The following is a 26,535-nucleotide window of genomic DNA, read 5'->3' as shown; positions in this document are numbered from 1 at the left end:
GCAACCGTCAGTTAGTGATCGCCGTTACGGGTACTGATCCCCGCTACGTGATAGACAGGACACCATCCGGTGAACAGGGAAATAAGATTAAGAAAACCGAATATACCAATAAGGACTTCGATGACAGGTTCTTCGATGATGTTACCGTTGAACAGAGCGAAGGCGGTAAATAACACACCAATCACTCCCCGCAGACTTCTGTCCAGAGTATTCAGGTTTTGGGAAATATTCATGTCGTGATCTCATTGTTGTTATCGATGTCACTGTAATATAACTCTTTCAAAAATTCTTATCGGTATATAAAGCAGACGTTAAGTATCTTAATTCTGGTCACATTTATGAAATTTTGCCATGTCAGGTTACTATTCTGCCCCTTTAACCGCCTCCATCAGATACTGCTTTAAAATATTACCTGCTGGAGACAAGGCAACCCCCCTACGCCGGAGTAAAGAAATATTTCTTTCCACTACCGGATGGGTGAGTTCGATTGCCCGCAACCCCGGGGACATGCGTGCCGGGACTCCTGAACTGGGTAACACTGCCACGCCCAAACCGGCTTCTGCATAGGCAAAAGCAGATGTCATCTGCATGGGTTCAAGAATAATATCCAGCTTCATATCCTGAGCCAGTGCTGTGCTGTCGATGAGGGTCCGGATCGTCGTACCCTTGTTCATGGCAATGACCGGCTGATTTGCCAGTTGTGCCCATTTGACGGATTTCTCCTTTGCCAGAGTATGTGTATCAGAACACACCACTACCATGGCATCTTTGATGAGGGTCAATGCTTCCACTTCTTTGTCAGACTGGGCATAACAAATGCCGAAATCAATCCGCTTTTCATTCAGCGCATTGATGATTTCCTGTCCGGCGCAGTCCTGAATGTTTAACCGGATATCCGGATAATCGCTGTTAAACCGTTTCAGCACCCGTGGCAGCAAAGAGCTGCAAACTGAGGGCAGCACCGCGATATCCAGCCTGCCCCGCTTTATGGACTTGTAAGTCTTGACGTCGTAAATGGCCTGCTCAAAGTCAGCCACCAGCTTTTCTGCCGTGTCACGAAATTCTTCTCCGGCGGGCGTCAGTTCGACCTGACGGGTATGTCTTCTTACAAGCTGGATCCCGAAATCCTGTTCTAACTGTTGGATCAATGAGCTTAACGCTGGCTGGGTGAGGCAAACCCGTTCTGCGGCCCGTGTAAAGTGAAGTTCTGTGGCAAGAGCAATGAAGGCTTTGAGATGTTTAATGTTGACCACGTGAGCACGCCCGATTAATCAGAATAAATTATAGATTTATACAATTTATTTATTGGAGTTATAGATAATAGAAAATCATAGTATGAATAAAATGTAAACTTTTAATCTAAAAAAGGTTAATTTGATTTCTGAACTTCAGCTCCGGATCAACCAACATCAAAAAGGATCATACCATGCCGTTACCTCTTCCTTGCAAAGCACTGTGTTTAACAACGGGTCTGTGGATGGCCGGCGCACTGACGCCTGCCACCGCGGCGGATAAGCCTTTGCCTGTTATCGACGTGCACGTGCATGCCATGCAGGTAAATGGCAAAGCCGGCCCCATGTGTCCCTGGTTCCTTACCGATATGCCGGGCGGCGATCCCCATCAGGCACCGCCTTCATTTATGAACACAAACTGTGAGCAACCGCTGGCGTCAGCTACATCCACTGAAGACTACATTGCAAAAGCCATCAGCGAAGCACAAAGGCTGAACGTCACCATGGTGGCCAGTGGCGATGATGATGTATTACGGGCCATGCACAAGGCTGCACCGGACAGAGTGATCCCTTCACTGGGTATGGCATTGAGTCTTACTGATGATATGTCACCGGATGAATTCAGAACGGCCCTTGAGAGTGGATTTTACAAGGTTGTTGGTGAAGTAGCGCCCCAGTACCGCGGTATGTCGCCTTCTGATATGTCACTGGATCCGTACTTTGCCATTGCTGAAGAGTTAAAGATCCCCGTAGCTATTCACATGGGCACCGGGGGCAATGGTATGGCAAATATTACCTCACCCGATTACCGCGCTTCACTGGGTAACCCCTTCGAACTGGAAGACATGCTTGCCCGTCACCCGAAATTGAAAATATGGGTGATGCACGCCGGCTATCCTATGGACGATGCCATGATTGCACTGATGGGCGCACACGCATACGTGTATGTGGACATTGCCGGTATGATCTGGAGTTACCCGCTGGCCGAAGTAAACCGCTACATCGAACGTCTGGTGACAGCAGGATTTGGCCGCCGTATTTTGTACGGAACCGACTTGTTGATCTGGCCGGGCCTGATGGAAACCTCTATCAATGTCATTAAGGATGCTGACTACCTCACTGAACAGCAAAAACGCGACATTCTGTTTAATAACGCAGTGCGCTTCTTCAATCTCGACGCTAAAGACTTTCAATAAATTCCGGCAGCGGGGCTGACAAGGCCCCGGTCAATTAATAAATTTTCAATATTGAATTATAGAATTAATTGATTTGCCTGATAGATAACGATTCCGCATAGTATGAACAACTTGTAAAAATAAAGTAGCCGGCACGTTACCCTTCCATCCTGCCGGCCTATCTGAGGAGAATCTATGTTTTCGTTGCTCAACGGGATCAAGGTCCTTGATTTGACGACCATCGTTTTAGGGCCCTATGCAACGCAATTCCTTGGTGATTTTGGTGCAGACGTTATCAAGGTAGAGAACATCACCGGGGACTTATTCAGAACCGTCAGACCCGGCCGTTCAGCGGAAATGGGCGCGGGCTTCATTAACTGTAACCGCAATAAAAAAACCATCGCTCTGGATCTAAAAAGTGAGGGCGGACAGGAAATACTTCAAAAGCTGATCGCAGAAGCCGATGTGGTAGTTCACAACATGCGTACGGCTACCGCAGAGCGTCTCGGTATCGACTACCCGGCGGTAAAAAAGATTAACGATAAAATTGTGTACTGCTTTGCGCCCGGCTACGGTCAAAGCGGCGCGTATGCCCACAAACCCGCTTACGATGACATTATTCAGGCGGAAAGCGGCATTGCCTATCTAAACCGCACATCTGACGGTCAGCCCCGTTTTATTCCCACTATTATTTGCGACAAAGTGGGTGGTATGCATCTGGCCATGTCGGTACTGGCAGGCGTGGTTCACCGCCTGAAACATAACGAGGGCACCTGCATTGAAGCGCCCATGTTTGAAGGCATGGTGTCATTTCTGATGACAGAACAACTGGCCGGCGAAACCTTTGTACCGCCTCTCGGCGGCACCGGTTATGAAAGGCTGAATTCGCCTTACCGTAAACCCTTTCCTACGTCAAACGGCTACATCAGTATTTTGCCCTACAGCACACGTCACTGGCAACGCTTCTTCCGCCTGATTGGACGCGAAGATATGACAGAGCACGCCACGGTGACCGATCCGGTAAAGCGGAGCGAAAACGTGGGATCGCTGTATAAAATTGTCAGTGAAGCCACTCCCGCACGCACCACGGAAGAATGGGTCACCGCACTGACTGAAATTGACGTCCCGTTTGCTCCGGTGAACAACATTGATAGCTTACTTCATGACCCGCACCTGTCATCAATCCGCTTTTTCAATGAATACGAACACCCCTCTGAAGGCCGCTTACGGCAACCCGGCAAACCTTTCAATGTTGACGGGGAAGTCACAGACGATTTACCACCACCGCTACCCGGCCAGCATACGGTGAGCATTCTTGAAGCGTTAGGCTACAGCCACGACGCTATCGATGAGTTACAGAAAAAGAACATCATATTCAGCACTGAACGGAGTGAAAAATGAGTTTCAACATTCAGGCAAAATCATACATTCTCGGTGCGGCTGCGCTTTTTACTTTTGCTTCGCTTAGCGAATGTGCAACGCCTGCTGCAGAGGATGACCAAAGGTTTGCGGCATTGTCTGCCAAATTAGATACGCTGGTTGAAAACGGCACCATGCCGGGCTCAGTCACCACAATTATTGAGCAGGGCAAGCCGGTTTATCATTATGTGAACGGGTATCAGGATACTGGCAGCAAAACGGCGATGACGGATGATACCCTTTTTCGTCTTTATTCTATGTCCAAACCCATTACCAGTGTGGGCATTATGATGCTGCAGGAGCAGGGCAAATTGCAGGTGTCCGATCCGGTCAGCAAGTATCTGCCAGCCTTCAAAGACTCACAGGTTTACGTGTCCGGCGACCTTGAGAACATGGTCACGGAGCCGGTAAAGCGGCAAATGACAATTGATGACCTGCTGGCCCATAAATCCGGTATTACCTATCACTTTACCGGCAACACACCGGTTCACCAGTATTACCGGAAATATGGCGTGAAGCGTGATACCCCCGTTGGCACACTGCCAACAGACGGTGCGCCGGCGCGTAATCTCACGGAGCTGGCTGAACGCCTTGCCGCAGCCCCGCTGTTAAGCCAGCCGGGCGAAACGTTTGACTACAGCTATTCCACTACCCTGCTGGGTAAAATTATTGAAACCGTTTCCGGCGAGCGGCTGGATAGCTGGCTTGAGAACAACCTGTTTACACCTCTTGGTATGAACAACACCGGCTTTTTTGTCACCGGTGACGATCTCAACCGGTTTGTGACCAATTATCTGATGACTGAGAATGGTCTGAAGGTCATAGAAACGGCACAAAATACCGATTACAAAGATGCAAACCGCTTACTCGATGGCGGCGGTGCACTGGCCGGCACCGCATCTGATTACGTGGCATTTGCTACTATGCTGGCAAATAAAGGTGTTTATAACGGTAAGCGGCTGTTAAGCGAAGCGTCTGTGGATGCCTTATTTGCGCCACGGATCACCATTGAAGAATTTGGTAACGACGCCCCGATGGCGTTCGGATATGGCTTTGCGATTGGATCACCGGACACTGAAGCTGAAAACTTTATGCCCGACGGGTCTTTCGGCTGGGCAGGTTCCGGCAATACCGTGTTCTGGGTCAACCCCGAAACCCAAAGCCTGGTGGTTTTTATGACGCAGGTCATCACGCCGCCTCCCTTCGCTAAACAGGTCCCGTTTCGTCAGTACCTGATTGAAGCGACTGCCGCAGAAGCCCGTTAACAGCCTATGTTAGCGCTCACCGGCTTTCTGACCATTGTGACCGTGTTGCTGGCCATCGTCAGCAAACGTCTCTCCCCGCTGGTTGCCCTTGTTGCTATTCCGGTTGCCGGCGCGCTGATAGCCGGCGAAGGTATGGCGGTGCCCGGCTATATGGTTCAGGGGATCACCGCTATTGCCCCGGTGGCGGTCATGTTCATGTTTGCCATTTTGTTTTTCGGCATCATGAACGACAACCATGTGTTTACGCCCTTTATCAACGGCGTGCTGAAAGTGTGTGGCAGCGACCCCAGGAAACTGTTCACCGGTGTCGTGCTGATTACCGCCCTGGTGCATCTTGACGGCTCCGGCGCCAGTACCTTTTTAATTGTGATACCTGCGGTATTACCGGTTTTTGATGCACTGAACATTGAGCGCAAAAAGCTGGCAGCACTGGTAGCGATGTCGGCAGGTGTCAACAATATGCTTCCCTGGGGTGGCCCTACCATCCGTGCAGCCGCCGCCCTCGACGTACCGGTTATGGAGCTGTACGCGCCCGTTCTGCCGGTCCATCTCAGTGGCTTTGCTTTCGTGCTCCTGATTGCTTACTGGATGGGCCATAAAGAACGGCTGAAACAAACTGCGATTACAGATACGTCCATCACTTCAGCGCAGCAAACGCGCCGGGAAGACGTAAAATGGTTCATCAACATTGCGCTTATAGTCATTGTTATAAGCACTATCGTCGCCAGTCTGCTCCCCCCTGTTGTGGCATTTACCGGCGGTGCGCTGGCCGCTTTGCTGATTAATGCCCCTTCTCAGGAAGCACAGAAAAGAACCATCGATAACCACGCTGCGCCGGTATTCATGATGGTCAGCATACTCTTTGCTGCCGGATGTTTTACCGGCGTACTGAAGCACTCAGGCATGCTGGATGCCATGGCATCAAGTGGCAGTACCTTGTTACCTGAGGCATTAACCGGAAACATGCCTCTTGTGGTCGCCGTATTATCCATGCCCCTGAGCCTGTTGTTTGATCCGGACTCTTTTTACTTCGGCATTATGCCGGTACTGGCAGGCATTGCTGCTGAATCGGGCCTGCCTGCTGTCAGCGTGGCACACGGTGCGCTGCTGGGGCAAATGACCACCGGATTTCCGGTGAGCCCGTTAACACCGGCAACGTTCCTGCTTATTGGTCTTACGCAAATCAGTCTGGCAGATCATCAGCGCTACGCCCTGCCCTTACTGGCCGGCGTGTCGTTATTCATGACGCTGGTAGCCGTGTTGCTTGGCGTAATCCCCTTATAAAAGTCGTTACAGGGTAAAAACATGACGAACACCGATATTAAGATAGTGGAAATGGGTGCCAGAGATGGCCTGCAAAGCGAACGGCTTCCGGTTTCCCTGAAAACGAAAATTACGCTCATTGACCAGCTTGCCGGATGCGGGTTAACACATATTGAGGCCGGCAGTTTTGTACGCCCGGACCGCGTTCCGCAAATGGCGGATACCCCTGCCGTATTTGAAGGTATAACACGGAAAGCCGGGGTGATTTACTCAGCCCTCACACCTAACCTGAAAGGCTTTGAGCAGGCAGTGAGTGCCGGTGCAGATGAAGTCGCTATATTCGCTTCAGCATCAGAAGGGTTTTCCCGTAAAAACCTGAATTGCGATATTGCCACCAGCCTGATCCGTTTTGCAGAAGTTACCCGTGCGGCGCAACAAGCAGGCATACCGGTGCGGGGATACGTATCCTGCATTGCGGGCTGCCCATATGACGGTGACGTTTCACACGCAAGTGTGATTGATGTCACAGAGAAGCTGTTTGATATGGGCTGTGTTGAAGTGTCATTAGGTGACACCATCGGCACCGGCACGCCGGGGCGCATCAGGCACTTACTGAAAGCCCTGTTACAGAGCATACCGCCACACAAAATTGCCATGCACATGCACGACACTTACGGGCAGGCCATTGCCAACATTTATGTTTCACTGGAAGAAGGCATCCGTACCTTTGATGCCTCTGTGGGCGGCATTGGCGGTTGCCCTTACGCAAAAGGCGCTACAGGCAATGTAGCCACTGAGGATCTCGTTTATCTGCTTGACCGCGAAGGGTTTAACCACGGCATCGCTTTACTCAAACTCAGTGAAACCGGATTATGGATAAACAAGGCACTGCGACGACAAACTACGTCACGCGCCGGTCTGGCAATGCTGAACAGGCAGAATGCACAATGAGCCGGGTGTTCTTAATCCGGTTACTGCTGAGCCAACTTGCAGTTTCCACTTGCCTTCTGAGTTCTCACACATTAACAGCAAAAGATCTGACCGGCTTTTGCAACGCTATCAAACAAGCCGGGCCGGAAGACGGCGTTGTCAGCCACATTGAAACTAAAGCGCAACATTGCCGCGTGACCACACAGGTGCGACCTGCAACGCTCAGCCGGTCAGCCGGTTCATTTATTGAGGTATACACCTGGCTGCCCGCACCGGATAAATGGAATGGCCGGTTTATTGCCTTTGGAAACGGGGGTTACAGCGACAGTATTGCCCAAAGTGCCATGACGGCATTTCTGAATAAAGGGTTCGCTGTGGGGGCTACAAATACAGGCCATCGCGGAGACGACTTAAGTTTCGCCTCAGACGTACCTGAACGGATTGATTACTGGGGACGGTATGCGGTTCATGCATTAAGTGAAACAGGTAAAACCCTCATTGAACATGTCTATGGCGATGCACCGCAGTTCAGCTATTTTTCCGGATGTTCCACCGGTGGCCATCAGGCTCTCGCCAGTGTTCAGTATTTTCCGCAGGATTTTGACGGTGTACTGGCAGGGGCTCCGGGCAACAACCGCGTCGCCCTTAATGCCGCCTTTCTGTGGCTTTTTCAGCAATTTCATGACAAACAAACGGGAGAAGCGGTGATCACCAAACCGGATCTCGCTTTGCTGTCCCGAACCGTTGCCCGGCAGTGCGGCGAAGAATCTGGCCCGGCAAAGGGCGTGATCCTGCGAACAGAGTCGTGCAAGCCGGATCTCACCGTTTTGCAATGTCAAAATGACCTTGATACCCAATGCCTGAGCGCTGATAAACTATCCCGCCTGCAAAAGATTTATCAGGGGCCGGTCGATCCTGTCACCGGCGAGCAAATCTATCCCGGTTTTCCCCCCGGCAGTGAATACACAGGAGGTGCAGGCTGGGCCGCTTATATGGCCGACCCGAAAAATCCTTCCCAACCTGCCAGAGCAGACTTCTGGCGTTTGTGGGCATTTGATCAGGCGGAATGGGATCCATGGACATTTGACTGGCACACAGATTATCAGCGGGCAAGCAACGCTCTCTCCCCGCGTATCGACGCCACAGAAACGGATTTGTCTGCCTTCATGCAACAAGGCGGAAAACTCATTATTTATCATGGCCTGGCAGACCCGGTTGTATCATCAGCCGATACGGCACGCTATTTCCGTGAAGCCGCGGCAGATACCGGAGCGTCTTTTAATGCCAGATATTACGAAGTGCCGGGCATGTCTCACTGTGCCGGCGGTCCGTTTATCAGCGAATTTGATGCTTTTCCTGCCCTGCAACAGTGGGTTGAGCACGGCACAGAGCCCGGCGTCATCCACGCACCGGTAAACGGTAAATCAAAAGAGACTTTTCAGTTAGCCCCCGCCAAAACCATACTTAAATAATGTCTATATGGGCTGATGAAAAATTTAGCTGATCCCCTAGACACCAAATCATTATATTTCAAAAACTTAAAACCCATTCATATTAAAATTTTGTTAATTAATAGTATAAATCAATTTAACTTATTGATATCACCATGGTGTGATGAGAACTGATAAGGACTGCCAGCCGGGAGCTGGCAAACACATAAAACAGGACGGCATTAGTGGTTGCCGTCCGACCAGATTCAGGACTATACATCATGTTCAGCACATCAAAAAAGCATCCGCTCTTAAGAAGCAAGCTGCAACTCGCCGTTCTCGCCGCCCTGCTTAACCCGGCTACATCAACAACTGCTTTTGCTCAGGACAAAGAAGAAAAAGACGTTGAAGTCATCAGAGTGACCGGTAGTTATGTGACCCGCGATGCACAGGCTTCCATGTCATCACCCATCCAGATTGTCGGCAGTGAAGAAATTCTCAAATCCGGCTTTTCCGGTGTGGACGATATTATTGTAAACAATACAGCGAACACTGGCAGTGTGGGCGGCGTAAATAACCGCGCCGGCGGCGGCTCAGAATCCCGTCAGACCCGTTCAGCTAACTTGCGGGGCCTGGGCCCCTCTTCCACGCTCGTATTGCTTAACGGACACCGTGTTTCTTCACAGGAAATGGATGCTAAACGGAACAGTTACACCAACCTTGCGGCCTTAGTTCCCACTATCGCGGTGGGAAGAATTGAAACCGTACTGGACGGCGCATCTGCCATTTATGGTTCTGATGCCATAGCCGGCGCCATGAACATCATAACCGATGACCGCTACGAAGGTGTGACGGCCAGCTGGCAACATACGGCGATTGAAAACGCACCGGCTAATTTGCTGCAATTTAAACTGGGCGGCGGAAACGACAAGTTTCACGGCATGATTGCCAGCAGCTACGAGTACAAATCAAATTTGCAGAATTCAGATCGCGCCGTCACAGCCACTAACAACACCTCAGGGACAGCGCAGCCGGGCAACTTCGTACTTACAGAGCGCCCTGTCGGCGCTGACGGTTCAGATGTCATCATCGATAACGGCGTAAACGGACCGGTAAACTATTCCGCCCTGTACGACCAGATTTCAGCAGATACAGGCAGCAACAGAGTGACGCTGGCCGATCCGCACTGTACCGCCGAAGGCACCGGCGGCATTTATGTTGGCAGCAATCCGTTTCCTTACGGCACTTGCCAGTTCAGCTACCAGCAAATGAACCCTATCATGCCAGAGTCTAAGACCTGGCTAACCTATGCATCAGCCAATTACCTTGTAAATGATGAGCATGAGATGTTCTTCGAAGGCCGCTTCTATAAGCAGGAAGGTAATCGCTATGGTGTCGCCAGTATGCCCATCTCACTGGGATCCCCTGTTGTCCCGGCAGAAAACCCATATAACCCTTTCGGCGTTGATGTCCAGTTCAATGGCCGTGTGCTGGGAATTAATGCGGATTACCGTCTCGCAGAATCTGACGTGGACGGTACCCATTTAGTATTAGGGGGGAAAGGTGAGCTGGGCTTCTCTGACTGGCAGTACGAAGTCAGCGGGGTGTGGAGTCAGGAGCGCGCACTGAATACAGAGCCGGACACTGATCTGCAAATGTTGCAAAATGCTTTAAATGGTTATGGTGGCGCTGATTGCCAGACAGATCCGTTTGGCAACCCAAGTAGTGCTGAAACCGCCGGTGAAGGAAACTGTGTCTGGTTCAGCCCTTTTGGTAAAGATCAGCTTAACCATGACGACCGCGTATTTTACAACCTGTTGCAACCCAGCCGTTCTTCAGATGAAGTGATTTATCAAATCATTGAATTTGTTGCCAACGGCTCCTGGTTTGATTTACCCGGCGGAACGATTGGTGTGGCTATTGGCGGGCAAACCAGAAAGGAAACCCGTAAAGTTACTGTTGATGCGGCGACGCAGGCCGGACGTTGGGGCTTTACCGGCAAGCAGTCTCCGGGACAAGGCTCACGGACCATCGATGCTGTCTTTGCAGAGTTATTCCTGCCCTGGACACTGGATTTAGATATGCAACTGGCGTTGCGCTATGAAGACTACGGGCGCTTCACCACTACTGATCCGAAATTAGGTCTTAACTGGCGTGCGACCGACGACCTCACCTTCAGACTCTCTGCCAGTACCGCTTTCAGAGCACCGTCTCTGGCGCACTCAGTGGGGAATCAGTCATCTTCCGGCGTCAGCCAGACTATTGATCCGCTGGACCCGAATGACAACGGAACTTTCCGTGTAATCAATACAATTGCCAATCCCGACCTTGAGCCGGAAGAATCAACTAACGTTAATATCGGCATGACCTGGACAGTAACAGATGAATTAACCACATCGATAGATTACTGGAGCTTTGAGTTTGAGAATCAGGTAACGGCAGAAACAGCAACTCAGGTGATAGAGCGGGATCCAAACGGGCCTGATTTGATTCGGGATGCTGATGGCCGGTTACTGGCGGTAAATGTGGGATATTTCAATGCGGGTAAAACCGAAACAAACGGCATTGACTGGCGTCTGGATTACCGTACAGAAATCATCGATGGTCACATTCTCAGCATCAGTAACTCGCTGACCTGGATTAACGAGTACACCGTGCAGGTGGGCCCGGACCAACCCGTGTATGACGTAGTGGGACGCAGAAACGATAACAACCCTGGCTCTGTTGCACCGGAATATCGCGACACTATGCAGGTATCCTGGTTACACAACGCCCACTCCGCAAACGTCACCATGCGCTTTATTGATGGTGTGGAAGATGACGTGTTCCTGCCGATGAATTACACTACGCCATGGGGACAGATCAGTTCATCCACGGTGATTGATGCACAGTACGCATTCCGCTTTGGCGGCAACGAACAATATCAGATTGCTATGGGTGCCGTGAACCTGTTCGATCGCGAACCACCGGCAGCCTTTTTCACCAAGTATCTGTCTACCGCCGCTGATCCATTAGGCCGTCAGGCGTATGTGAGACTGTCTTTTGAACTATAAAAAGTGAATGGAGAAGCAGTGCGCCTGGCGCACTGCTTTTTGTTGCCATATTGCCACTTGATTTTGCTATGCAGTTATTATTAAAGCTCTAATTTAGTGGCCAAATTCACTATGCCACTACACACTGGCTATTCATGTACAGTAACAGATTAACGTCTTCTATTATGCACGTTATTGTCTGCAAGGACGCATGTTGACTCGGTGATCCGAAAGTCTTTTCGTTTGGCGAAAGCCATGATTTTTGTGGGAAAGCCTCGCAACTAGCATCGCGGCCTAAATTAATATAATTGATAGCAAACCCCGCCGACGCGGGACTTGGTTTCAAGCTGAAATGATTCCAATAATGCTTGCCACCACTTTGGCGACAAAAGCCCCGCTGGGTGGGCGGGGATACGAATATCAACTCAAAAATTGATTGTTCAATTCTGTCTTTCAGTAGTCAAAAAAAATTTTAACTTTCTCAGAGTTCTGGTTTTTCATTTCGAATGTTATAGTCGGTTTAACCCCATAGGTTAAAGTATATGAGGCATCAGAGTCAGCAAACTTTATAGCACAATGGTCGCTATCAAGCTCGCCCTCAACTAGACTCAATGGGATAGCAGCTCCATCCATGAAACTTGCGAAAAAAACTTTTTTTTCGTTTAAATCTACGGCGAAAAGATAGGCTCCTTTCATGCCAAACTCCAATTCGTATCTTACGAAGAAAGTTGTCGAAGTCACTTCTACAAATTCAGCCTTTCCATCTATGTTTCTTCCATCGTCATATTTGAATTTAACAGATTTCACATTTTTAAAACTCTTCTCAAAGGTAATTGCCGAATCTATAAAGCTCGGGCTTTCTGCACACTTACCAAATGAATGGAAAGACCAAAACGCGAAGATAAGTAAAAAAAGACTTTTAATCATAAAAATTTAAAACCTCATGCTATTGTATTTTCAACATCGGATCTTTTCCGAATGTTAAATATGCAGCATTTGTAAAATAACTCCCTTTTACAAAGACTGGAGTTTCAGTTTCTCTTGATAAGTGGTTATAAAAATAACTTCTACCTAGAATAGTTTGCCTAGTAGCGTTTTTTCTAGCGGAGAGCATGATTAATACTGCGTTGTTTCCTTTTATTGGCAACGGTGGTTCTACCAAGTGTATCGATTTTGACAGTCCGTGATCATATCCATGAGGAACCGCCGTATTTGCTCTACCATGTCTATAGGTGCCGTCTTCATTTCTATAAATAGCTATTCCATATTCTGCCCCCGGATTTTTTTCCCTCATAAATTTAACCGTATCATTAAGATTTTTTCTGGCAGAATTCACGACTTCCCAAAACTCTTCTTCTTTAGGTAAGTTAGGGTAATCGGGAAGAGTCTCATCCTCAACAAGTTTACCTCCACCATCCAAAGAAACGGATTCTTCTCCGGTAAGATTCACTTGCTGGTTTTTATTAGATGATAGATCGTTGCGTGCTATTTCTCCTTGTGAGCCAATTTCCGCAACCTCAAAACTAGCTCCAGACAGCGTGTTTACCACTGAGTTCTTTACAGCGTTGACGGCTGCGCCATTAGTACCGCTGAATGAAAGTGTCGCAGTACCATCTCCATTAGACTCTGCGCTCACTTTTACTTTGCGTTTGATGCGGCTGCCAGCCTTGGTAACAGTGACCGTTTTCTCTTCCGGCTTATAACCTGTCGGATCTGTTCCCGCCAACGGGTTGTTCATGATGTAGCTGTAGGGGTTAATACCTTGTGACCCTTCGTGTATCAAAGGATCCACCGACATAAACCGCCCAAGGTTATAATCGTACACCCGCCCGTTCATATGAATAAGCTGAGCTTCATCAAGGTGACGGTGATCGGTAAAGCCTCTGCGGCCGCCCTGACCGGAATCATTTAAAAATGTTAATCGGGGAACGGAAAGGCTACTGCCATTTTCTGCACGTGGCTTACCAAATGGATCAAATGCTCTGCGCCCGCTTACATTGCCGTTTTCATCGGTAAACGTAAGGGCCGAGCCAAGTCTGTCTTTATGGCGGTAGAAAATAGAATGCCCGTCACTATTGCTATATTTTAATACCGCAATATCTGCGATATACAACGACCAGCTACCGTCAGAACTTTTCTCAAATACCTTATCTATCTCATAAGTAGTAATGCCATTGCGTACTTCTTTGACCCTTTCTAAATTTGCATCGTAAGTAAAATCAAAGGTCGTCCCGTTTCTCACAATGCGTACTGGTTGTCTGTATGCATTATAAACTAGTGACACCCCATCCCCTGATGTCATGTTCCCCATATTGTCGTAGAGGAAATTAACTGTACTATTTCCTTTCACTATTTGGCGAACAGCATTGCTGCCGGCATTACCGCCAGCACTCCGGTTTGCATTTCCATAACGGTATGTACCTGCATAATCAGATTTCGAGAGCAGATTACCCACAGCGTCATAACTGTAACTGATCCTTTCACTACTACCCCAACCCGAAATCGTATTACCTTCGAGCCTGTGGAGTGAATCGTATTCATAATTCATCGTCATACCGGTAATGACGTTCATACTTTCAATAAGATTGCCGAAATTATCGTAACCAGCCGAGTAGTTCATGTGATGCAACCAGCTATTACCCTTTTTAGCGCGAATGTGGTCGGCTAAGCCGGTTTCAGGCAGATAGTATGCATCCTCCTGAACGCCATTCCCCAACTGACTGGCTGTAACATTAAAGGGGAAGTGGACAGTATCAATAATGAATTGAGAGATTCACCATATACTCTATAACTCACTCAAATGATAATTTGACAAATTAAGCCTTAATGAGCTTCATATAGAACATTAATCCCATCAACGTTTCATATGTGACGCAAATGCCAAAATCTACTGTCAGAAGTTACTCCCGTAACACAGAAGAAGCGCTAACATTGTTGGCGAAGCTCATTCGTGCCTCCAGACTCGAGAAAAAGATGAGTGCGCAGGAGGTTGCAGACCGCGCAGGTATTTCCAGAGGCATGCTTTCCCGCATAGAAAAAGCAGATCCGAAATGCGAAATAGGAGCAACTTTTGAGGTAGCCAGAATCGTCGGTGTAACACTGTTTGAGGCAGAGCCTGGCCGACTTACTATGCAAGTCAGGCAAATTGAAGAAAAGCTGTCACTGCTGCCTAAAAGTGCCAGAAAAACGAGCACAGAAGTGATAGATGACTTCTAAACAGGGTTATAAAGAAGCATTTGATTGAATTTGGCTAACCGAAGAACACCGGCCTGCCGTAGCAAACCGTGTCGCACCTGATGCTAATGATTTGCTTTTCAACTGCTGAAAAAATTACCTTGAAGTAGTGAAGGCCGCCTATAAACCTGAATTCACCCTGCACCCCAGTGTATTTCAGTTGTTTAAACCTTAGCCAGCAGCACGCACAAGCTACACATACCTTTCACCTCCCGCAAGATAAAGACCAGAGCTAAGTTTGACGACTTGACTTAAACCTTAGCAACTTCCGGCAATACAATACCGGCAGGAAGCCGCCTCCAATCAGGATAACTATCCTGAATGCCTCGTACTCTACAAACCAGAGAGGTTTGAAAAACGTGAGTACAATTATTACTGACGTCATGCCAGTGAATGCATAATTCAGATACCGGTTTGCCAGATTCATAGAGTAATTTTCTTTTAGGGTGTGATGCAGAGAAACAATCAAAATTAACCAGATAATGGCAACATAAGTTCTGCCATTTCACCGGGTTCTTGAGCAAAATTACCATCTCAGTTTGCTTTCGCAACTGTCCTTAATGCCGGCCTGCACACACATGAGGTTTCTCTACAATCCCTCAGAGATTTGCTCCAGCGAACGTCCTTTGGTTTCCGGAAACAGTTTAACCACCAGCACCAGACTGATGAGCGCGAATATACCGTAGGAGGCAAAAGTGACGGCGGCACCGAGATTCATCAGCTCCCAGGGAAACAGAAACTGTACCAGGAAGCTGGAGAGAGAGTTAACTACGCCCACCACGGAGATGGCGAGGGCCCTGCTCTGATTAGGAAATATTTCTGCCAGCATGGCCCACATGACAGGCCCTAAAGACATGGCATAGGATGCCACAAACGCCAGTAATCCAAAGAGAACCACTGGTGCATTCATATTGATGCCCTTACTTAACAGAACCCGCTGATGCTGACTGTATTGTTCCTGTCCCAGTGCATTTATTAAAGACTGCTTAAATGACACGTCTGATGAAAATGCCTTGCCGGTGAGTGGCACAAGTTGTGAGGCCAGAGCCGGATCGCCAAGTGAAATTTCAGCCACTTCCACAGAATTCAGTTCATAAGTGGCTTGCTTAAAGCCCCAGCTACAGATTGCCATGCTCAGCATCACTCCGCAGAGTCCGGTTACAAGCAAGGGTTTTCTGCCCCAACGGTCAATGGTCACCATAGCAATAATGGTAAAAACAATATTGATTAACCCTATCCAGATTGCCTGCATAAAAGCCGCATCGGTGCCGACTCCGCTATGCTCGAAAATGGTCGGGGCGTAGAAAAAAATCACGTTAATGCCGGTGATTTGTTGTGACACACCCAGTATTAATCCGACAATGAGAGGAAAGCGCATACGGGGTGCAACCAGAAATCCAAGCCGCTGCCGCCATCGCCAGTGTTTGTTTTCTGATAACTGGCTCATAGCCGCGAGCTGTCTTTCAGCCTGCTCATGACTGAACAGTTTTCTGACAACCTGTTCTGCTTCTGCCTGACGATTTTTAAGCATGAGCCAGCGCGGACTGCGGGGCACTTTAAACAACAGCACTAACCATATGGCCGCCGGTATCATTTCCAGTCCCAACATATAACGCCAGCAGTTGTCACTGATCCCAAGATCACTGACCCATTGCGCATCACTGCCACTGAGCTGAAGGAAGGCGTAATTGCTGAAGTACGAAAGCGCCAGACCCGTGACAATATTGAGCTGGTTTACTGACACCATTTTGCCGCGATTTTCCGGTGCGCTGATTTCAGCGATATACACCGGGGCAATTAACAGTGAACAAAATGCCATGCCGCCAAGAAACCTGGCGCTTACCAGCATCCAGTAATTCACCGACAGGGCTGAAGCCAGGGCGGAAACAAGATACAGCGCAGCAATGATGATAAGGGTTTTTCGCCTGCCAATAGCGTCACTGACCGCACCGGCACAGCACATGGCTATCAATGCGCCCAGTGTGGGGGAGCTGACAACAAACCCCTGCTGCCAGTCTGACAACCCGAAGGCTAAATCAATGAAACCGATAGCGCCGGAAATCACGCTGGCATCGAAGCCAAAAATGAACCCGCCGAGCGCTACAATGAGTGTGTAACGCAGCGAAGGAGAAAGCCTGTTAAGCATGGGGTGCCGGTCCCAGCGAATCCCGTAAGATTAGTTCAGGCTCAAAAATATGCGTGACAGGTTGAGGACATTTGATGTCGTAAACATGTTCCAGCACCCAGTGCGCTGCCATTTCGCCCATGGCACGTACCGGGTTGCTTACCGTAGTCAGTTTGGGATACAGATAGCGACAGAAAATGGCGTTATCAAACCCCACTACCGACAACTGTTCAGGTAAAGCAAAACCCGCTTCTCTGGCGGCGGTCATTGCCCCTGAGGCCATCTCATCGTTGGCGCACACCAGTGCAGTCATATCAGGATGCTGAGCCAGCAGGCTGGCAAACCCTTCCTGACCTGACGACTCATGATAGTCTCCCTCAAACATCAGTGAAGACTCAAAACTGATACCCGCTTCTGCTAACGCCTTTTTATGTCCGGTTAACCGGTCTGAGGCATCTGTTTTGAAAAGCGGTCCGCTGATGTAGCCGATATTCCGGTGACCTTTGTCCAGTACCGCTTTTGTTGCCAGATAACCGCCATCCACGTTATCAGCGACAAAACACTTATCTTCCAGACCGTTAACTTTACGGTTCACCACCGCCACCGGTACAGATGTTTTGCTTAAGGAAATCAGATAGTCATCAGTCACAGCTTCAGCATGGACAATCAATGCGTCACAACGCCGGCTGGTCAGAAAATCGATGGCGTCTGTTTCACGGCTTTCATCTACGTGGCCCGCGGTAATAATAACGTGCTTGCCGTGTTTTTTAAGGATCAGCTCTATGGTGCTCATCAGATCACCAAAATAGGAGCCGTGCAGTTCAGACACCAGTAAACCCACACTGTTTGTGCGGTTTGAAGCTAAAGACTGGGCGATAGCATTAGGCTTGTAACCTAACGCCTCCATGGCATCCACGACTTTTTGTCGCGTCCGGTCACTGACTTTGGCATTGCCGTTCATCACCCGGGACACTGTAGCCAGCGAAACACCTGCTGCTTTAGAAACTTCGTAAATGGTTGCCATAATAAAAATACTGCGCCTTCATCATGTCACCAATTTACCGGTTATTTGCGGGTTATCAACTCTTTATAGGCAAATCCGCTTTGCTTGATGATGCGTTGTCCGGATTCATAGTCTGTGTAGACCAGTCCGAATCGCTTACTGTAGCCAAATGCCCATTCAAAATTGTCCATCAGTGACCAGGCAAAATAGCCGCGTATATCCACGCCCTGACGCATAGCTTCATCCACCGCATTTAAGTGAGTGTGAAAATAGGCGACGCGGTCGTCGTCGTGCACCTGATCGTTAACCAGGATATCATGCATCGCGGCTCCGTTTTCGGTGATATAAACCGGCGGCAGTTGATAACGCTGATGCAGCGACACCAGCAATTCAGTGAACGCTTCCGGCCGGATTTCCCATCCCATATCCGTAACCGGTACATCACAGGGTGGCTGCGCAATAAAGCTACCTTTGCCATTATCCCGGTATACTGTCGGCGAATAATAATTGACGCCCAGGTAATCCAGCGGTTGGCGGATTAATGCCATGTCGTCCGGCAGGATTTCAGGCCGTTCTTCCGGTGCCAGTGACAGCAGTATATCCGGGTATTCACCGGTTAACACCGGCTGCAAATACCACTGGTTGTGATAGGCATCAGCCTGAATGGCAGCTCTTATGTCATCAGCAGACGCTGACGCAGCAATACAGGTAGAAAAATTCAACACAATGCCATGAATGCCGTCGGGACAGCGGGCTCGCAAGGTTTTCATGCCTATACCATGGGCCATTAATATATGGTGTGCTGCCTGTCTGCCATTTTTAACACCGGTAATACCCGGCGCATGCACACCGGTTTCGTATCCCAGATAAGCTGAACAAAAAGGCTCATTGATGGTAGCCCAGGCATAGACCTTATCGCCCAGAGCGCTGGCAACAACGTCAACATACCGGGCAAACGCCCGGACAGTATCGCGATTTAACCACCCGCCTTTGTCCTCAAGGCATTGCGGAAGATCCCAGTGATAAAGGGTAACAAAGACTTTAATCCCTCTGTTGTGCAGCCAGGTGACCAATTCAATGTAAAAAGCCAGCCCCTCCTCATTCACTGTTCCCTCATCATTGATAACTCTGGGCCAGCACACAGACAACCGGTAGGCATCCACGCCGAGGGATGCAATGAGTTCAGCATCTTCCCGCCACTTTTCAATATGCCTGCAGGCAATATCGCCGTCAGATCCATCGCTGATGGCACCGGGCTTTCTGCAAAAAAGATCCCATATGCAATCATCCCGCTGATGCCTGCTACCTTCAATCTGATAGCTGGACGTAGCAACGCCAAACAGGAAATCGCAATGCCGCATCGGGCTGTCATCAGGTAACTCTATTTTTTTCATGTCTGTTCCCGGCAGGCAAACCAGTTTTCGTTATTCAGGATTGAACTTGTTAACGCTTCGTGTAATTATCTTGAAAAAATGTAAGCGCTTTCAAATAACATTATAACAAAATGTAAGCGCTTTCAAATCTAACTATGAAGGTTCTTACATTATGCGAAAGACTTTGCTCTCAACGGTCGTTGCCTCCGTTCTGCTGACAGCCTGTGTTTCTTCCACAGATAACGCAGACAGCCCGTCAGTTTGGCCTCATCTGGATATGGCCGTTAAACCGGACCAGGCGACGGAAGACAGAGTGTCTGCTTTGTTAGCGTCAATGACTGTTGAGCAAAAAGTCGCGCAGGTGATCCAGCCTGAAATCGGCAGTATTACCCCGGAAGATATGCGTCAATACGGCTTTGGCTCTTATCTTAACGGCGGAGGCTCATTTCCCGGCAGTAATAAACATGCAACGCCGCAGGAATGGATAGATTTGGCAGAAGCCATGTATCAGGCTTCTGTTGACGACAGTAAAGACGGCTCAACGATTCCAACCATGTGGGGAACAGATGCGGTACACGGTCACAACAATGTGATTGGTGCCACGCTGTTTCCCCACAACATTGGCCTTGGCGCGGCCAACAATCCTGAGTTAATGGAACAGATAGCTAACATCACGGCGCAGGAAGTCATGGCCACCGGGATCGACTGGGTATTTGCACCAACAGTTGCCGTTGTGCGTGATGACCGCTGGGGCCGCACTTATGAAAGCTACTCAGAAGATCCTGAAATTGTAAAAGCCTATGCTGCTTCTGTGGTTAAAGGCCTGCAAGGCCATGCTGATGCCGGTGATTTCCTGGGTGACGAGCGGGTGATCAGTACCGTAAAACACTTCGTTGGTGATGGCGGCACAGTGAAAGGCGACGACCAGGGCGACAACATCGCAACAGAACAAGACCTGTTTGATATTCACGCTCAGGGCTATGTGGGTGGCCTTACTGCGGGCGCACAATCGGTGATGGCGTCATTTAACAGCTGGCACGGCAAAAAACTACATGGTCATGAATACTTACTGACAGACGTGCTGAAAAACCGCATGGGGTTCGACGGCTTTGTGGTGGGCGACTGGAACGGGCATGGTCAGATTAAAGGCTGCACTAACGACAATTGCGCTCAGGCGATTAACGCTGGCCTCGATATTTATATGGTACCTTCCGACTGGAAAGCGCTTTACCACAATACAGTGGCGCAGGTGAAAGACGGCACCATCAGCAGCGCCCGTTTAGACGATGCGGTAAGACGCATTCTGCGGGTAAAAATGCGGGCAGGACTTTTTGATAAAGCCAGCCCTGCCCAGCGCCCGCTTTCCGGTAAACAGTCTCTGATTGGCAGTGAAGAACACAGAAAAGTCGCCCGTCAGGCCGTTAAGGAATCTCTGGTTTTACTGAAAAACAAACAAAGCCTGTTACCGCTGTCTGCAAGCGCGAACATTCTGGTGGCCGGTGATGCGGCTGACAACATTGGCAAACAATCCGGCGGCTGGACAATTACCTGGCAGGGGACGAACAATACCAATGACGATTTCCCTGGTGGCACGTCGGTATTTGATGGTATTTCACAGTACGCAAAGCAAGCTGGCGGTAATGCCACTTTATCGGTTGATGGCAGCTATAGCAGCAAACCCGATGTGGCCATTGTCGTATTTGGTGAAGAGCCCTATGCAGAAGGTGTAGGCGACAGAGAAACACTCGCCTACCAGCCAGGTAATCAGAAAGATTTGGCCTTACTGAAGAAACTGAAAGAAGACGGAATCCCTGTGGTTTCGGTATTCATTTCTGGCAGGCCGATGTGGGTGAATGCTGAACTGAATGCCTCGGATGCGTTCGTTGCCGCCTGGCTTCCGGGATCCGAAGGTGCGGCTGTGGCAGAGGTATTATTCGGCGATGCTGATTTTAAAGGTAAACTGCCCTTCTCATGGCCGGCATCCCCCCTGCAGATAGCCAATGTGGGAGATGATGATTACGCCCCTCTCCTGCCCTATGGATTTGGTTTAACCTTCAGCGACAAGAATGTTCTGCCGGACAACCTGAACGAACAAGATGAAAGCCTTAAGCAACAATCTGCAGAGTCTGTTGCCATTTTACAGGGCGGCGTCCGCGCGCCATGGTCGTTACAGCTTACCTCAAACAATGAACGCAAAACTGTTGCCGCAAGCGCTGAATCCTTCGGCAGCATTACTTACCGCACCAGCGACAAAGTGGTACAGGAAGATGCGATCACCGTCACCTTCAATGGAAAGACGCCGGCCGGTGTTGCTTTCACGCGCACTGAAAAAGCTGAATTAGTTGCATCGAATGCGCATGCAGAAAACCGTGCGCTGGTTTTCAGTGTCAATGTCTCGCAACCTTTTTCAGATGATGTTCTCGTTACCTTGTGTTCTGAACAGCAAGACGGCGATGAAGCCTGCCCGTCCGGCGTCAATATCGCACCGGCGCTGTCGGACTTTGAGGGTAACAGCTGGCAGTCTCTGGCATTACCCCTTAAATGTTTCGCCTCACCTGACGTAAACACACTGACAACTGCCTTCGCCCTGCGCACATCAGGTAGCGGAACGTTAAGCCTTGCCGATGTGTTTATTCAGCAAGCCCCTGAAAACGTAGATGTGCTTGCATGTGAGTAATTTAGCACCCCAAAACTGTCGCTCTTGAACATGTAGGATGACTAGTTAACAGCCCGTTATAACGAGTTGGTATGACGGGCTTTGACACTACACCGGCAAACTAACCCGAAAGGCGATATCGCCCCCATCAGCACTCACCCGAATGCCGGCATCCACCGCTTTCAGAAGCGTTTTGACGATAGCCAGTCCGAGGCCGAAGTTTTCTGTCGAAGTACGGGCGGGATCGTGTTGCCATAAAGGCTCGAACATCAATTGCAACTCTTCGTCGCTCACCGGTTTTTGCATGGTATTGCTTACCACAACATCCAGAGTATCACCGGTAAGCTTTTCAATATTACAAGTCACTTGCGAGTCAGTCGGGCTGTACTGTAATGCGTTGGCAATCAGATTAGTACATACGGACTCCAGCGCAAATAAATTGCTTTTCACAGTTGTATCTGTAGCTTCATCAAAGACCAGATGCACCCTTCCACTTCCCTCAGAATCAATCACTTTTGTAAGCAGATCGCAAACATCGATAATGTCTGCGCAAGCCAGTTTCTGATTAGAGTATTTGTGTAAAATCATTAACCCTGAGATGATACTTTTCATCCTTAAACCAATCGTTAAGACATCGGGTTTAAAGTGAGCTTCTAACTCTTCATCATCGGGAAAGCGGGTCGCAATTTCAGCCATGGTGATAAGTTCAGTCACCGGGGTTTTCAACTCATGGGCAATATCAGACGTAAGTCTTCTTTCCCGTTGATAATGGCGACTGTTTTCTGCAATAAAGTAATTAAGGCTCTCAACCACCGGGAGTAATTCTTCAACCGGCACTTTCATTTGCATCGGTTGAGGGTTATCGATTAAGCGCGTATTGCGGATTTGTCCAATAAAGTCGTCCAATGGGGTTAATGCATATGCCACCGTGTTTTTCACGGTAAAGCGCACCGTTAATGGAACAATGATAAGTGCCAGAATGAAAGCGGCGTCGATGAGCCAAAGTGAATACTGTAATTGCTCAATCGAAACCGCGTAGGCCAGTGTCATCGGTTTGCGCTCGCCTTTTTGTTTTGTGGCGAAATAGGCCTCTCTGTTTTCGGTATCGATTTGAGGAATGAACCGGGTGTAAGCTATACGCCCGTTCCTGCCATCAGGTAAAACAATATCTTCCAGTACTGTTTCGCCTTCCTGAACCGCCTTAAATGGCAAGGCATTCATACTGTGCATGTGCAGTGTGGCTGACTTCTCGAAAGTTTCTCCGTCGTACCATAATTGAAAATACTCAGGATCATTGGTGCCGGTAAATTCCGGATAGTATTCACCGGCGAACTCAAATTCGACGCCGGTCGTGTCTTCATCGACCAGCGTTTCTAACAGGCCAATTTTGTCATGTACCGCATGATTGAACTGTCGTTCTACCCAACCATCTACAGCAATATCTGTAATCAACAAGGCAGTGACTATCAGCAATGAAATAGCAACAGATAAGCGTCGGGTGAGTGTTTTGCGAATAGAGATCATAGTTCCTCAGCGACCATATAGCCGAATCCCCGCTTATTTTTAACCGGCAATTCGCCGCCCAGTTTACGCACTTTCTTTCTTACCGCAGACAAATGGGCTTCAATGGCATTTTTAGACACCATGTCATAACTCCCGGCAATAGACTCACTCAGGCGCTCTGATGTCACTATGCGGTTTTTATTGTGAAACAAGCACTCCACAATCCGGTATTCGTTGGGGGTCAGATCTACCGGCGTTTGATTCAGCAGTAAAAGCTTACTTTGCAGATCTAACGTAAAGTCTCCCACCACCACTTTGTCATCACTGTGAACCAGCTTTCCCCGACGCATCAGGTTCACCATACGGGCACATAATTCATCGAAGGAAAACGGCTTTGCCAGATAATCATCAGCACCGGCAATGATACCGTTAACTTTATCGTCAGGCCCGGAGCGGGCCGACAGGATAATTACCCGGGTATCGATGTTTTTCTTTCTTAATACCGTCAGAATTTCCATACCGTCGAGGTGAGGCAACATGAGATCAAGGATCACGATGTCATATTCGCCCAGAAGCGCCATGTTCAGGCCATCCGTTCCGGTAGCAGCGTTGTCCACGGCATAGCCTAACTTTTTAAGTCCGATGGTAATATTACGTCTGAGCGCATCGGAATCTTCAATTAGCAATACTCTCATCGCCAACCTCTTTTAAAAACTAAATCGTCGAAGTGTATACCAGAAAACTTAAGATTAGCTGAAGATGTAACTCTTTGCTTTTTATGCACATATTTATTTGTATAACGGCCCCAGAACAATCAGTCTGTCTTAAGTCATTCTTAAGGATCCAGCCCTAAGATGCAGCGAAATAAGATTAACCCGGCCCCCACAGGATGCGTATTTTCGCTTTACTAAAATTTAAGCTGACCCCGGCACAAACGCTTGTGTCTTCCTGCTTGCTTATTTCCCTGCTTTTTAATGCTCCTTTTTTGAGCACGGTATGGCAAGCCGTATCGCCTGACAGCATAAAAGATTATGCCTTTCTGGCCACGGTTCCTGTATTGCTGTTCAGCCTGCTGATACTTTTTACCACTCTGAGCGGGGGGTTAATTTTTCCGCGGATGATTTCCGCGTTACACATCATTATTGCATCACTGATATTTTACGGCATGACAGCATACGGCCTGCTGTTCGATAAAAGCATGATTCAAAACCTGATAGAAACGAACTCAGGAGAAGCATTTTCTTATCTCAACGCGAGCTTTGTTTTGTTCTTCTGCGTACTGGGCATTTTGCCTGTATTCGCACTGTGTAATATGGAAATCAAAACGGCGTTCAGTAAAAGTATTAAACATATTCTGATGATTAACGGCATTGCCATTGTGGCGATTGCGCTGATCGCAGCTCTTTTTTATAAAGATTATGCGGCAGTAGGCAGAAACAACCGGAACATCATCAAACAAATTACGCCCCTCGCTTTCTACGATGCTGGCTACAAATACCTGCGCGATAATTATTTATCCCCCCTTTGCCCTATCGTATTTTAGACAGTAAGCCCACCCTTGCTGAAAACACCGGGGACTTACCCGACACTATCGTCATGGTGGTGGGCGAAACAGCCAGAGCTGACCGTTTTAGTCTGAATGGCTACAGTAAAAATACTAACCCACTGTTATCAGATGAGAAGGTGGTCAGTTTTACTCAGGTTACTTCCTGCGGAACAGCAACTGCCGTAAGCGTACCCTGTATGTTTTCCCGTTTAAGCCGGGACAACTATGACAGCCGTATAGCTCATAGCCAGGACAATGTTCTGGATATCATTCATCGAGCCGGTTATTCAGTGACATGGATTGATAATAACAGCACCTGCAAAGGGGTTTGCAGCCGCATTGAAACAATCCCTTACGACCCGGCGCGGGATGAACGTTTCTGCGACGGCGATTATTGTCTGGATGCAATATTGCTTAACCAGCTGGAGGCAACGCTTAAACAAAACACACAGAAGAAGCGTTTGATAGTCTTGCATATGATAGGGTCCCACGGACCGACTTACTATCGCCGGTATCCCGGGGACTTCAGCGGCTTCGCGCCTGACTGTGCGAGGAGCGATATTCAAAATTGCGACATGACGCAGTTATCGAATACCTACGACAACACCATTTTGTATACCGACTTTGTTTTAAGTCACATCATCGGGCAGCTTAAAGCCGTGGAAAACGCACAGTTGCTTTACCTGTCTGATCATGGTGAATCATTGGGAGAAAAAGGCTTATACCTTCACGGTTTTCCTTACAGTTTAGCGCCGGAAGAACAAACCCACGTCCCTATGCTTTACTGGCGAAACGGCGATGATATGACGGCTAAGTTAAGTTGCGCAAAATCACTGAAAGATCGCCCTTATTCTCAGGATAATTTATATGACACGCTTCTGGGCTTAACCGGCGTTGTCAGCACTACCTATCAATCTGAACAGGATATATTCGCCACATGCCAGTAAATAAATCTACCAGCAATGTTGTTTACTTCAATAACACGAAAAAGCCCGGCGGGATGCGACGCATCATACTTGCTGCCGGTCACTCCTGGCGAGCGCTCAAATGGCTAGCCACGAATGAAGCGGCATTCAGACAAGAGCTACTGCTTCTGGCCGGCGCGCTTATTGTATTGGTAGCATGGGATATTCCGATTCAGCAAAAAGGGTTATTACTGATTTCAGTCCTGTTCGTCATGTTTGCGGAGATTATTAATACCGCCATTGAGGTCACCATTGACCGTATCGGACTGGAGTTACACCCAATGTCCGGACTCGCCAAAGATCTCGCTTCAGCAGCCGTCATGGTTGCAATTGCGATGGCTGCTGTTGCATGGGGAGTAACGCTTATTGGCTGGATATAATATT

At 48.7% G+C, this 26,535-nt stretch carries 21 protein-coding genes; 12 read left to right on the top strand and 9 right to left on the bottom strand.

Translation table 11 applies throughout. The annotated features are described in order from the left end of the window. Positions 1-11: 11 nt before the first annotated feature. Together DS731_RS05260 and DS731_RS05255 are read right to left on the bottom strand one after the other, a co-directional pair. Complete coding sequence (locus tag DS731_RS05260; RefSeq protein ID WP_119500335.1) at positions 12-233, bottom strand: YgaP family membrane protein; 222 nt, start codon at positions 231-233, stop codon at positions 12-14. Between the two features lie 129 nt (positions 234-362). Continuing rightward, entirely contained in the window at positions 363-1,253 is an 891-nt protein-coding gene (locus tag DS731_RS05255) for a LysR family transcriptional regulator (protein ID WP_119500334.1), read from the bottom strand. A 173-nt stretch (positions 1,254-1,426) separates the two neighbouring features. Between DS731_RS05255 and DS731_RS05250 the strand changes: the two genes are divergently transcribed. The 7 genes from DS731_RS05250 (at position 1,427) to DS731_RS05220 (ending at position 11,767) form a co-directional block, all read left to right on the top strand. Then, the gene (locus DS731_RS05250) at positions 1,427-2,428 is read left to right on the top strand and encodes an amidohydrolase family protein (RefSeq protein ID WP_202980707.1); all 1,002 of its coding nucleotides are present in this window, start codon (positions 1,427-1,429) and stop codon (positions 2,426-2,428) included. A 174-nt stretch (positions 2,429-2,602) separates the two neighbouring features. Continuing rightward, complete coding sequence (locus DS731_RS05245) at positions 2,603-3,808, top strand: CaiB/BaiF CoA transferase family protein (RefSeq protein ID WP_119500333.1); 1,206 nt, start codon at positions 2,603-2,605, stop codon at positions 3,806-3,808. Continuing rightward, on the top strand, positions 3,805-5,091 hold the full coding sequence (locus DS731_RS05240) for a serine hydrolase domain-containing protein (protein ID WP_119500332.1): 1,287 nt from the start codon (positions 3,805-3,807) through the stop codon (positions 5,089-5,091). The genes DS731_RS05245 and DS731_RS05240 overlap by 4 nt, the downstream gene beginning before the upstream one ends. A gap of 6 nt (positions 5,092-5,097) precedes the next feature. Beyond that, complete coding sequence (locus tag DS731_RS05235; protein WP_119500331.1) at positions 5,098-6,375, top strand: CitMHS family transporter; 1,278 nt, start codon at positions 5,098-5,100, stop codon at positions 6,373-6,375. A gap of 21 nt (positions 6,376-6,396) precedes the next feature. Beyond that, positions 6,397-7,305, top strand: a complete 909-nt coding sequence (locus DS731_RS05230) for a hydroxymethylglutaryl-CoA lyase (RefSeq protein WP_119500330.1) — start codon at positions 6,397-6,399, stop codon at positions 7,303-7,305. Next, a complete protein-coding gene (locus DS731_RS05225) occupies positions 7,227-8,756 on the top strand; it encodes a tannase/feruloyl esterase family alpha/beta hydrolase (RefSeq protein ID WP_119500329.1) in 1,530 nt (509 codons plus the stop codon). Before DS731_RS05230 ends, DS731_RS05225 begins: the two co-directional genes overlap by 79 nt. Before the next feature lie 239 nt (positions 8,757-8,995). Continuing rightward, positions 8,996-11,767, top strand: coding sequence for a TonB-dependent receptor domain-containing protein (locus DS731_RS05220; protein WP_119500328.1), 2,772 nt, complete (start codon positions 8,996-8,998; stop codon positions 11,765-11,767). 432 nt (positions 11,768-12,199) lie between these two features. On the opposite strand, the gene DS731_RS05215 is transcribed toward DS731_RS05220, so the two are convergent. Next, a complete protein-coding gene (locus DS731_RS05215; RefSeq protein WP_119500327.1) occupies positions 12,200-12,673 on the bottom strand; it encodes a hypothetical protein in 474 nt (157 codons plus the stop codon). 19 nt (positions 12,674-12,692) lie between these two features. Continuing rightward, entirely contained in the window at positions 12,693-14,366 is a 1,674-nt protein-coding gene (locus DS731_RS05210; RefSeq protein ID WP_150154237.1) for an RHS repeat domain-containing protein, read from the bottom strand. A 257-nt stretch (positions 14,367-14,623) separates the two neighbouring features. Between DS731_RS05210 and DS731_RS05205 the strand changes: the two genes are divergently transcribed. Then, positions 14,624-14,962 carry a helix-turn-helix transcriptional regulator gene (locus DS731_RS05205; RefSeq protein WP_119500325.1) on the top strand — a complete coding sequence of 113 codons (339 nt, stop codon included), beginning with the start codon at positions 14,624-14,626 and terminating at the stop codon, positions 14,960-14,962. Between the two features lie 607 nt (positions 14,963-15,569). On the opposite strand, the gene DS731_RS05200 is transcribed toward DS731_RS05205, so the two are convergent. Genes DS731_RS05200 through DS731_RS05190 form a run of 3 tightly spaced genes read right to left on the bottom strand, consistent with a single transcriptional unit; the run spans position 15,570 to position 19,502 of the window. Further along, positions 15,570-17,126 carry a sugar porter family MFS transporter gene (locus tag DS731_RS05200; protein ID WP_119500324.1) on the bottom strand — a complete coding sequence of 519 codons (1,557 nt, stop codon included), beginning with the start codon at positions 17,124-17,126 and terminating at the stop codon, positions 15,570-15,572. Beyond that, a complete protein-coding gene (locus DS731_RS05195) occupies positions 17,119-18,129 on the bottom strand; it encodes a LacI family DNA-binding transcriptional regulator (RefSeq protein ID WP_119500323.1) in 1,011 nt (336 codons plus the stop codon). The genes DS731_RS05200 and DS731_RS05195 overlap by 8 nt, the downstream gene beginning before the upstream one ends. A 41-nt stretch (positions 18,130-18,170) precedes the next feature. After that, positions 18,171-19,502, bottom strand: coding sequence for a GH1 family beta-glucosidase (locus DS731_RS05190; protein WP_119500322.1), 1,332 nt, complete (start codon positions 19,500-19,502; stop codon positions 18,171-18,173). A 151-nt stretch (positions 19,503-19,653) separates the two neighbouring features. Between DS731_RS05190 and DS731_RS05185 the strand changes: the two genes are divergently transcribed. Continuing rightward, positions 19,654-22,158, top strand: a complete 2,505-nt coding sequence (locus DS731_RS05185) for a glycoside hydrolase family 3 protein (RefSeq protein ID WP_119500321.1) — start codon at positions 19,654-19,656, stop codon at positions 22,156-22,158. A gap of 87 nt (positions 22,159-22,245) precedes the next feature. On the opposite strand, the gene DS731_RS05180 is transcribed toward DS731_RS05185, so the two are convergent. Next, complete coding sequence (locus DS731_RS05180; protein WP_119500320.1) at positions 22,246-23,661, bottom strand: sensor histidine kinase; 1,416 nt, start codon at positions 23,659-23,661, stop codon at positions 22,246-22,248. Next, complete coding sequence (locus DS731_RS05175; protein WP_119500319.1) at positions 23,658-24,335, bottom strand: response regulator transcription factor; 678 nt, start codon at positions 24,333-24,335, stop codon at positions 23,658-23,660. The genes DS731_RS05180 and DS731_RS05175 overlap by 4 nt, the downstream gene beginning before the upstream one ends. Positions 24,336-24,625: 290 nt before the next feature. Here DS731_RS05175 and DS731_RS22210 point away from each other — a divergent pair, with 290 nt between their 5' ends. The 3 genes from DS731_RS22210 to DS731_RS05165 are packed head-to-tail and all read left to right on the top strand — an operon-like array spanning position 24,626 to position 26,531. Continuing rightward, entirely contained in the window at positions 24,626-25,183 is a 558-nt protein-coding gene (locus DS731_RS22210) for a phosphoethanolamine transferase domain-containing protein (RefSeq protein WP_232373485.1), read from the top strand. Then, positions 25,165-26,133: a phosphoethanolamine transferase gene (locus DS731_RS22205; RefSeq protein WP_232373484.1), complete on the top strand. Its 969-nt coding sequence runs from the start codon at positions 25,165-25,167 to the stop codon at positions 26,131-26,133. Before DS731_RS22210 ends, DS731_RS22205 begins: the two co-directional genes overlap by 19 nt. Then, positions 26,124-26,531, top strand: a complete 408-nt coding sequence (locus tag DS731_RS05165; protein WP_119500318.1) for a diacylglycerol kinase — start codon at positions 26,124-26,126, stop codon at positions 26,529-26,531. Before DS731_RS22205 ends, DS731_RS05165 begins: the two co-directional genes overlap by 10 nt. The last annotated feature ends 4 nt before the right edge of the window (positions 26,532-26,535 follow it).

Source organism: Alteromonas sp. RKMC-009 (genome assembly GCF_003584565.2).
In the GTDB taxonomy this organism is placed as follows: Bacteria; Pseudomonadota; Gammaproteobacteria; order Enterobacterales; family Alteromonadaceae; genus Alteromonas.
The sequence above is the reverse complement of the archived record's forward strand: the minus strand, read 5'-3'. Positions and strand labels throughout refer to the sequence as shown.

Coding starts and splice junctions, on each gene's coding strand:
- DS731_RS05180 (WP_119500320.1), bottom strand. CDS start 23,661: ATGATCTCTATTCGCAAAACACTCACCCGACGCTTATCTGTTGCTATT.
- DS731_RS05210 (WP_150154237.1), bottom strand. CDS start 14,366: ATGAACTACTCGGCTGGTTACGATAATTTCGGCAATCTTATTGAAAGT.
- DS731_RS05175 (WP_119500319.1), bottom strand. CDS start 24,335: ATGAGAGTATTGCTAATTGAAGATTCCGATGCGCTCAGACGTAATATT.
- DS731_RS05215 (WP_119500327.1), bottom strand. CDS start 12,673: ATGATTAAAAGTCTTTTTTTACTTATCTTCGCGTTTTGGTCTTTCCAT.
- DS731_RS05220 (WP_119500328.1), top strand. CDS start 8,996: ATGTTCAGCACATCAAAAAAGCATCCGCTCTTAAGAAGCAAGCTGCAA.
- DS731_RS05225 (WP_119500329.1), top strand. CDS start 7,227: ATGGATAAACAAGGCACTGCGACGACAAACTACGTCACGCGCCGGTCT.
- DS731_RS05200 (WP_119500324.1), bottom strand. CDS start 17,126: ATGCTTAACAGGCTTTCTCCTTCGCTGCGTTACACACTCATTGTAGCG.
- DS731_RS05245 (WP_119500333.1), top strand. CDS start 2,603: ATGTTTTCGTTGCTCAACGGGATCAAGGTCCTTGATTTGACGACCATC.
- DS731_RS05260 (WP_119500335.1), bottom strand. CDS start 233: ATGAATATTTCCCAAAACCTGAATACTCTGGACAGAAGTCTGCGGGGA.
- DS731_RS05185 (WP_119500321.1), top strand. CDS start 19,654: ATGCGAAAGACTTTGCTCTCAACGGTCGTTGCCTCCGTTCTGCTGACA.
- DS731_RS05240 (WP_119500332.1), top strand. CDS start 3,805: ATGAGTTTCAACATTCAGGCAAAATCATACATTCTCGGTGCGGCTGCG.
- DS731_RS05230 (WP_119500330.1), top strand. CDS start 6,397: ATGACGAACACCGATATTAAGATAGTGGAAATGGGTGCCAGAGATGGC.
- DS731_RS05165 (WP_119500318.1), top strand. CDS start 26,124: ATGCCAGTAAATAAATCTACCAGCAATGTTGTTTACTTCAATAACACG.
- DS731_RS05235 (WP_119500331.1), top strand. CDS start 5,098: ATGTTAGCGCTCACCGGCTTTCTGACCATTGTGACCGTGTTGCTGGCC.
- DS731_RS05205 (WP_119500325.1), top strand. CDS start 14,624: ATGCCAAAATCTACTGTCAGAAGTTACTCCCGTAACACAGAAGAAGCG.
- DS731_RS05195 (WP_119500323.1), bottom strand. CDS start 18,129: ATGGCAACCATTTACGAAGTTTCTAAAGCAGCAGGTGTTTCGCTGGCT.
- DS731_RS05190 (WP_119500322.1), bottom strand. CDS start 19,502: ATGAAAAAAATAGAGTTACCTGATGACAGCCCGATGCGGCATTGCGAT.
- DS731_RS05250 (WP_202980707.1), top strand. CDS start 1,427: ATGCCGTTACCTCTTCCTTGCAAAGCACTGTGTTTAACAACGGGTCTG.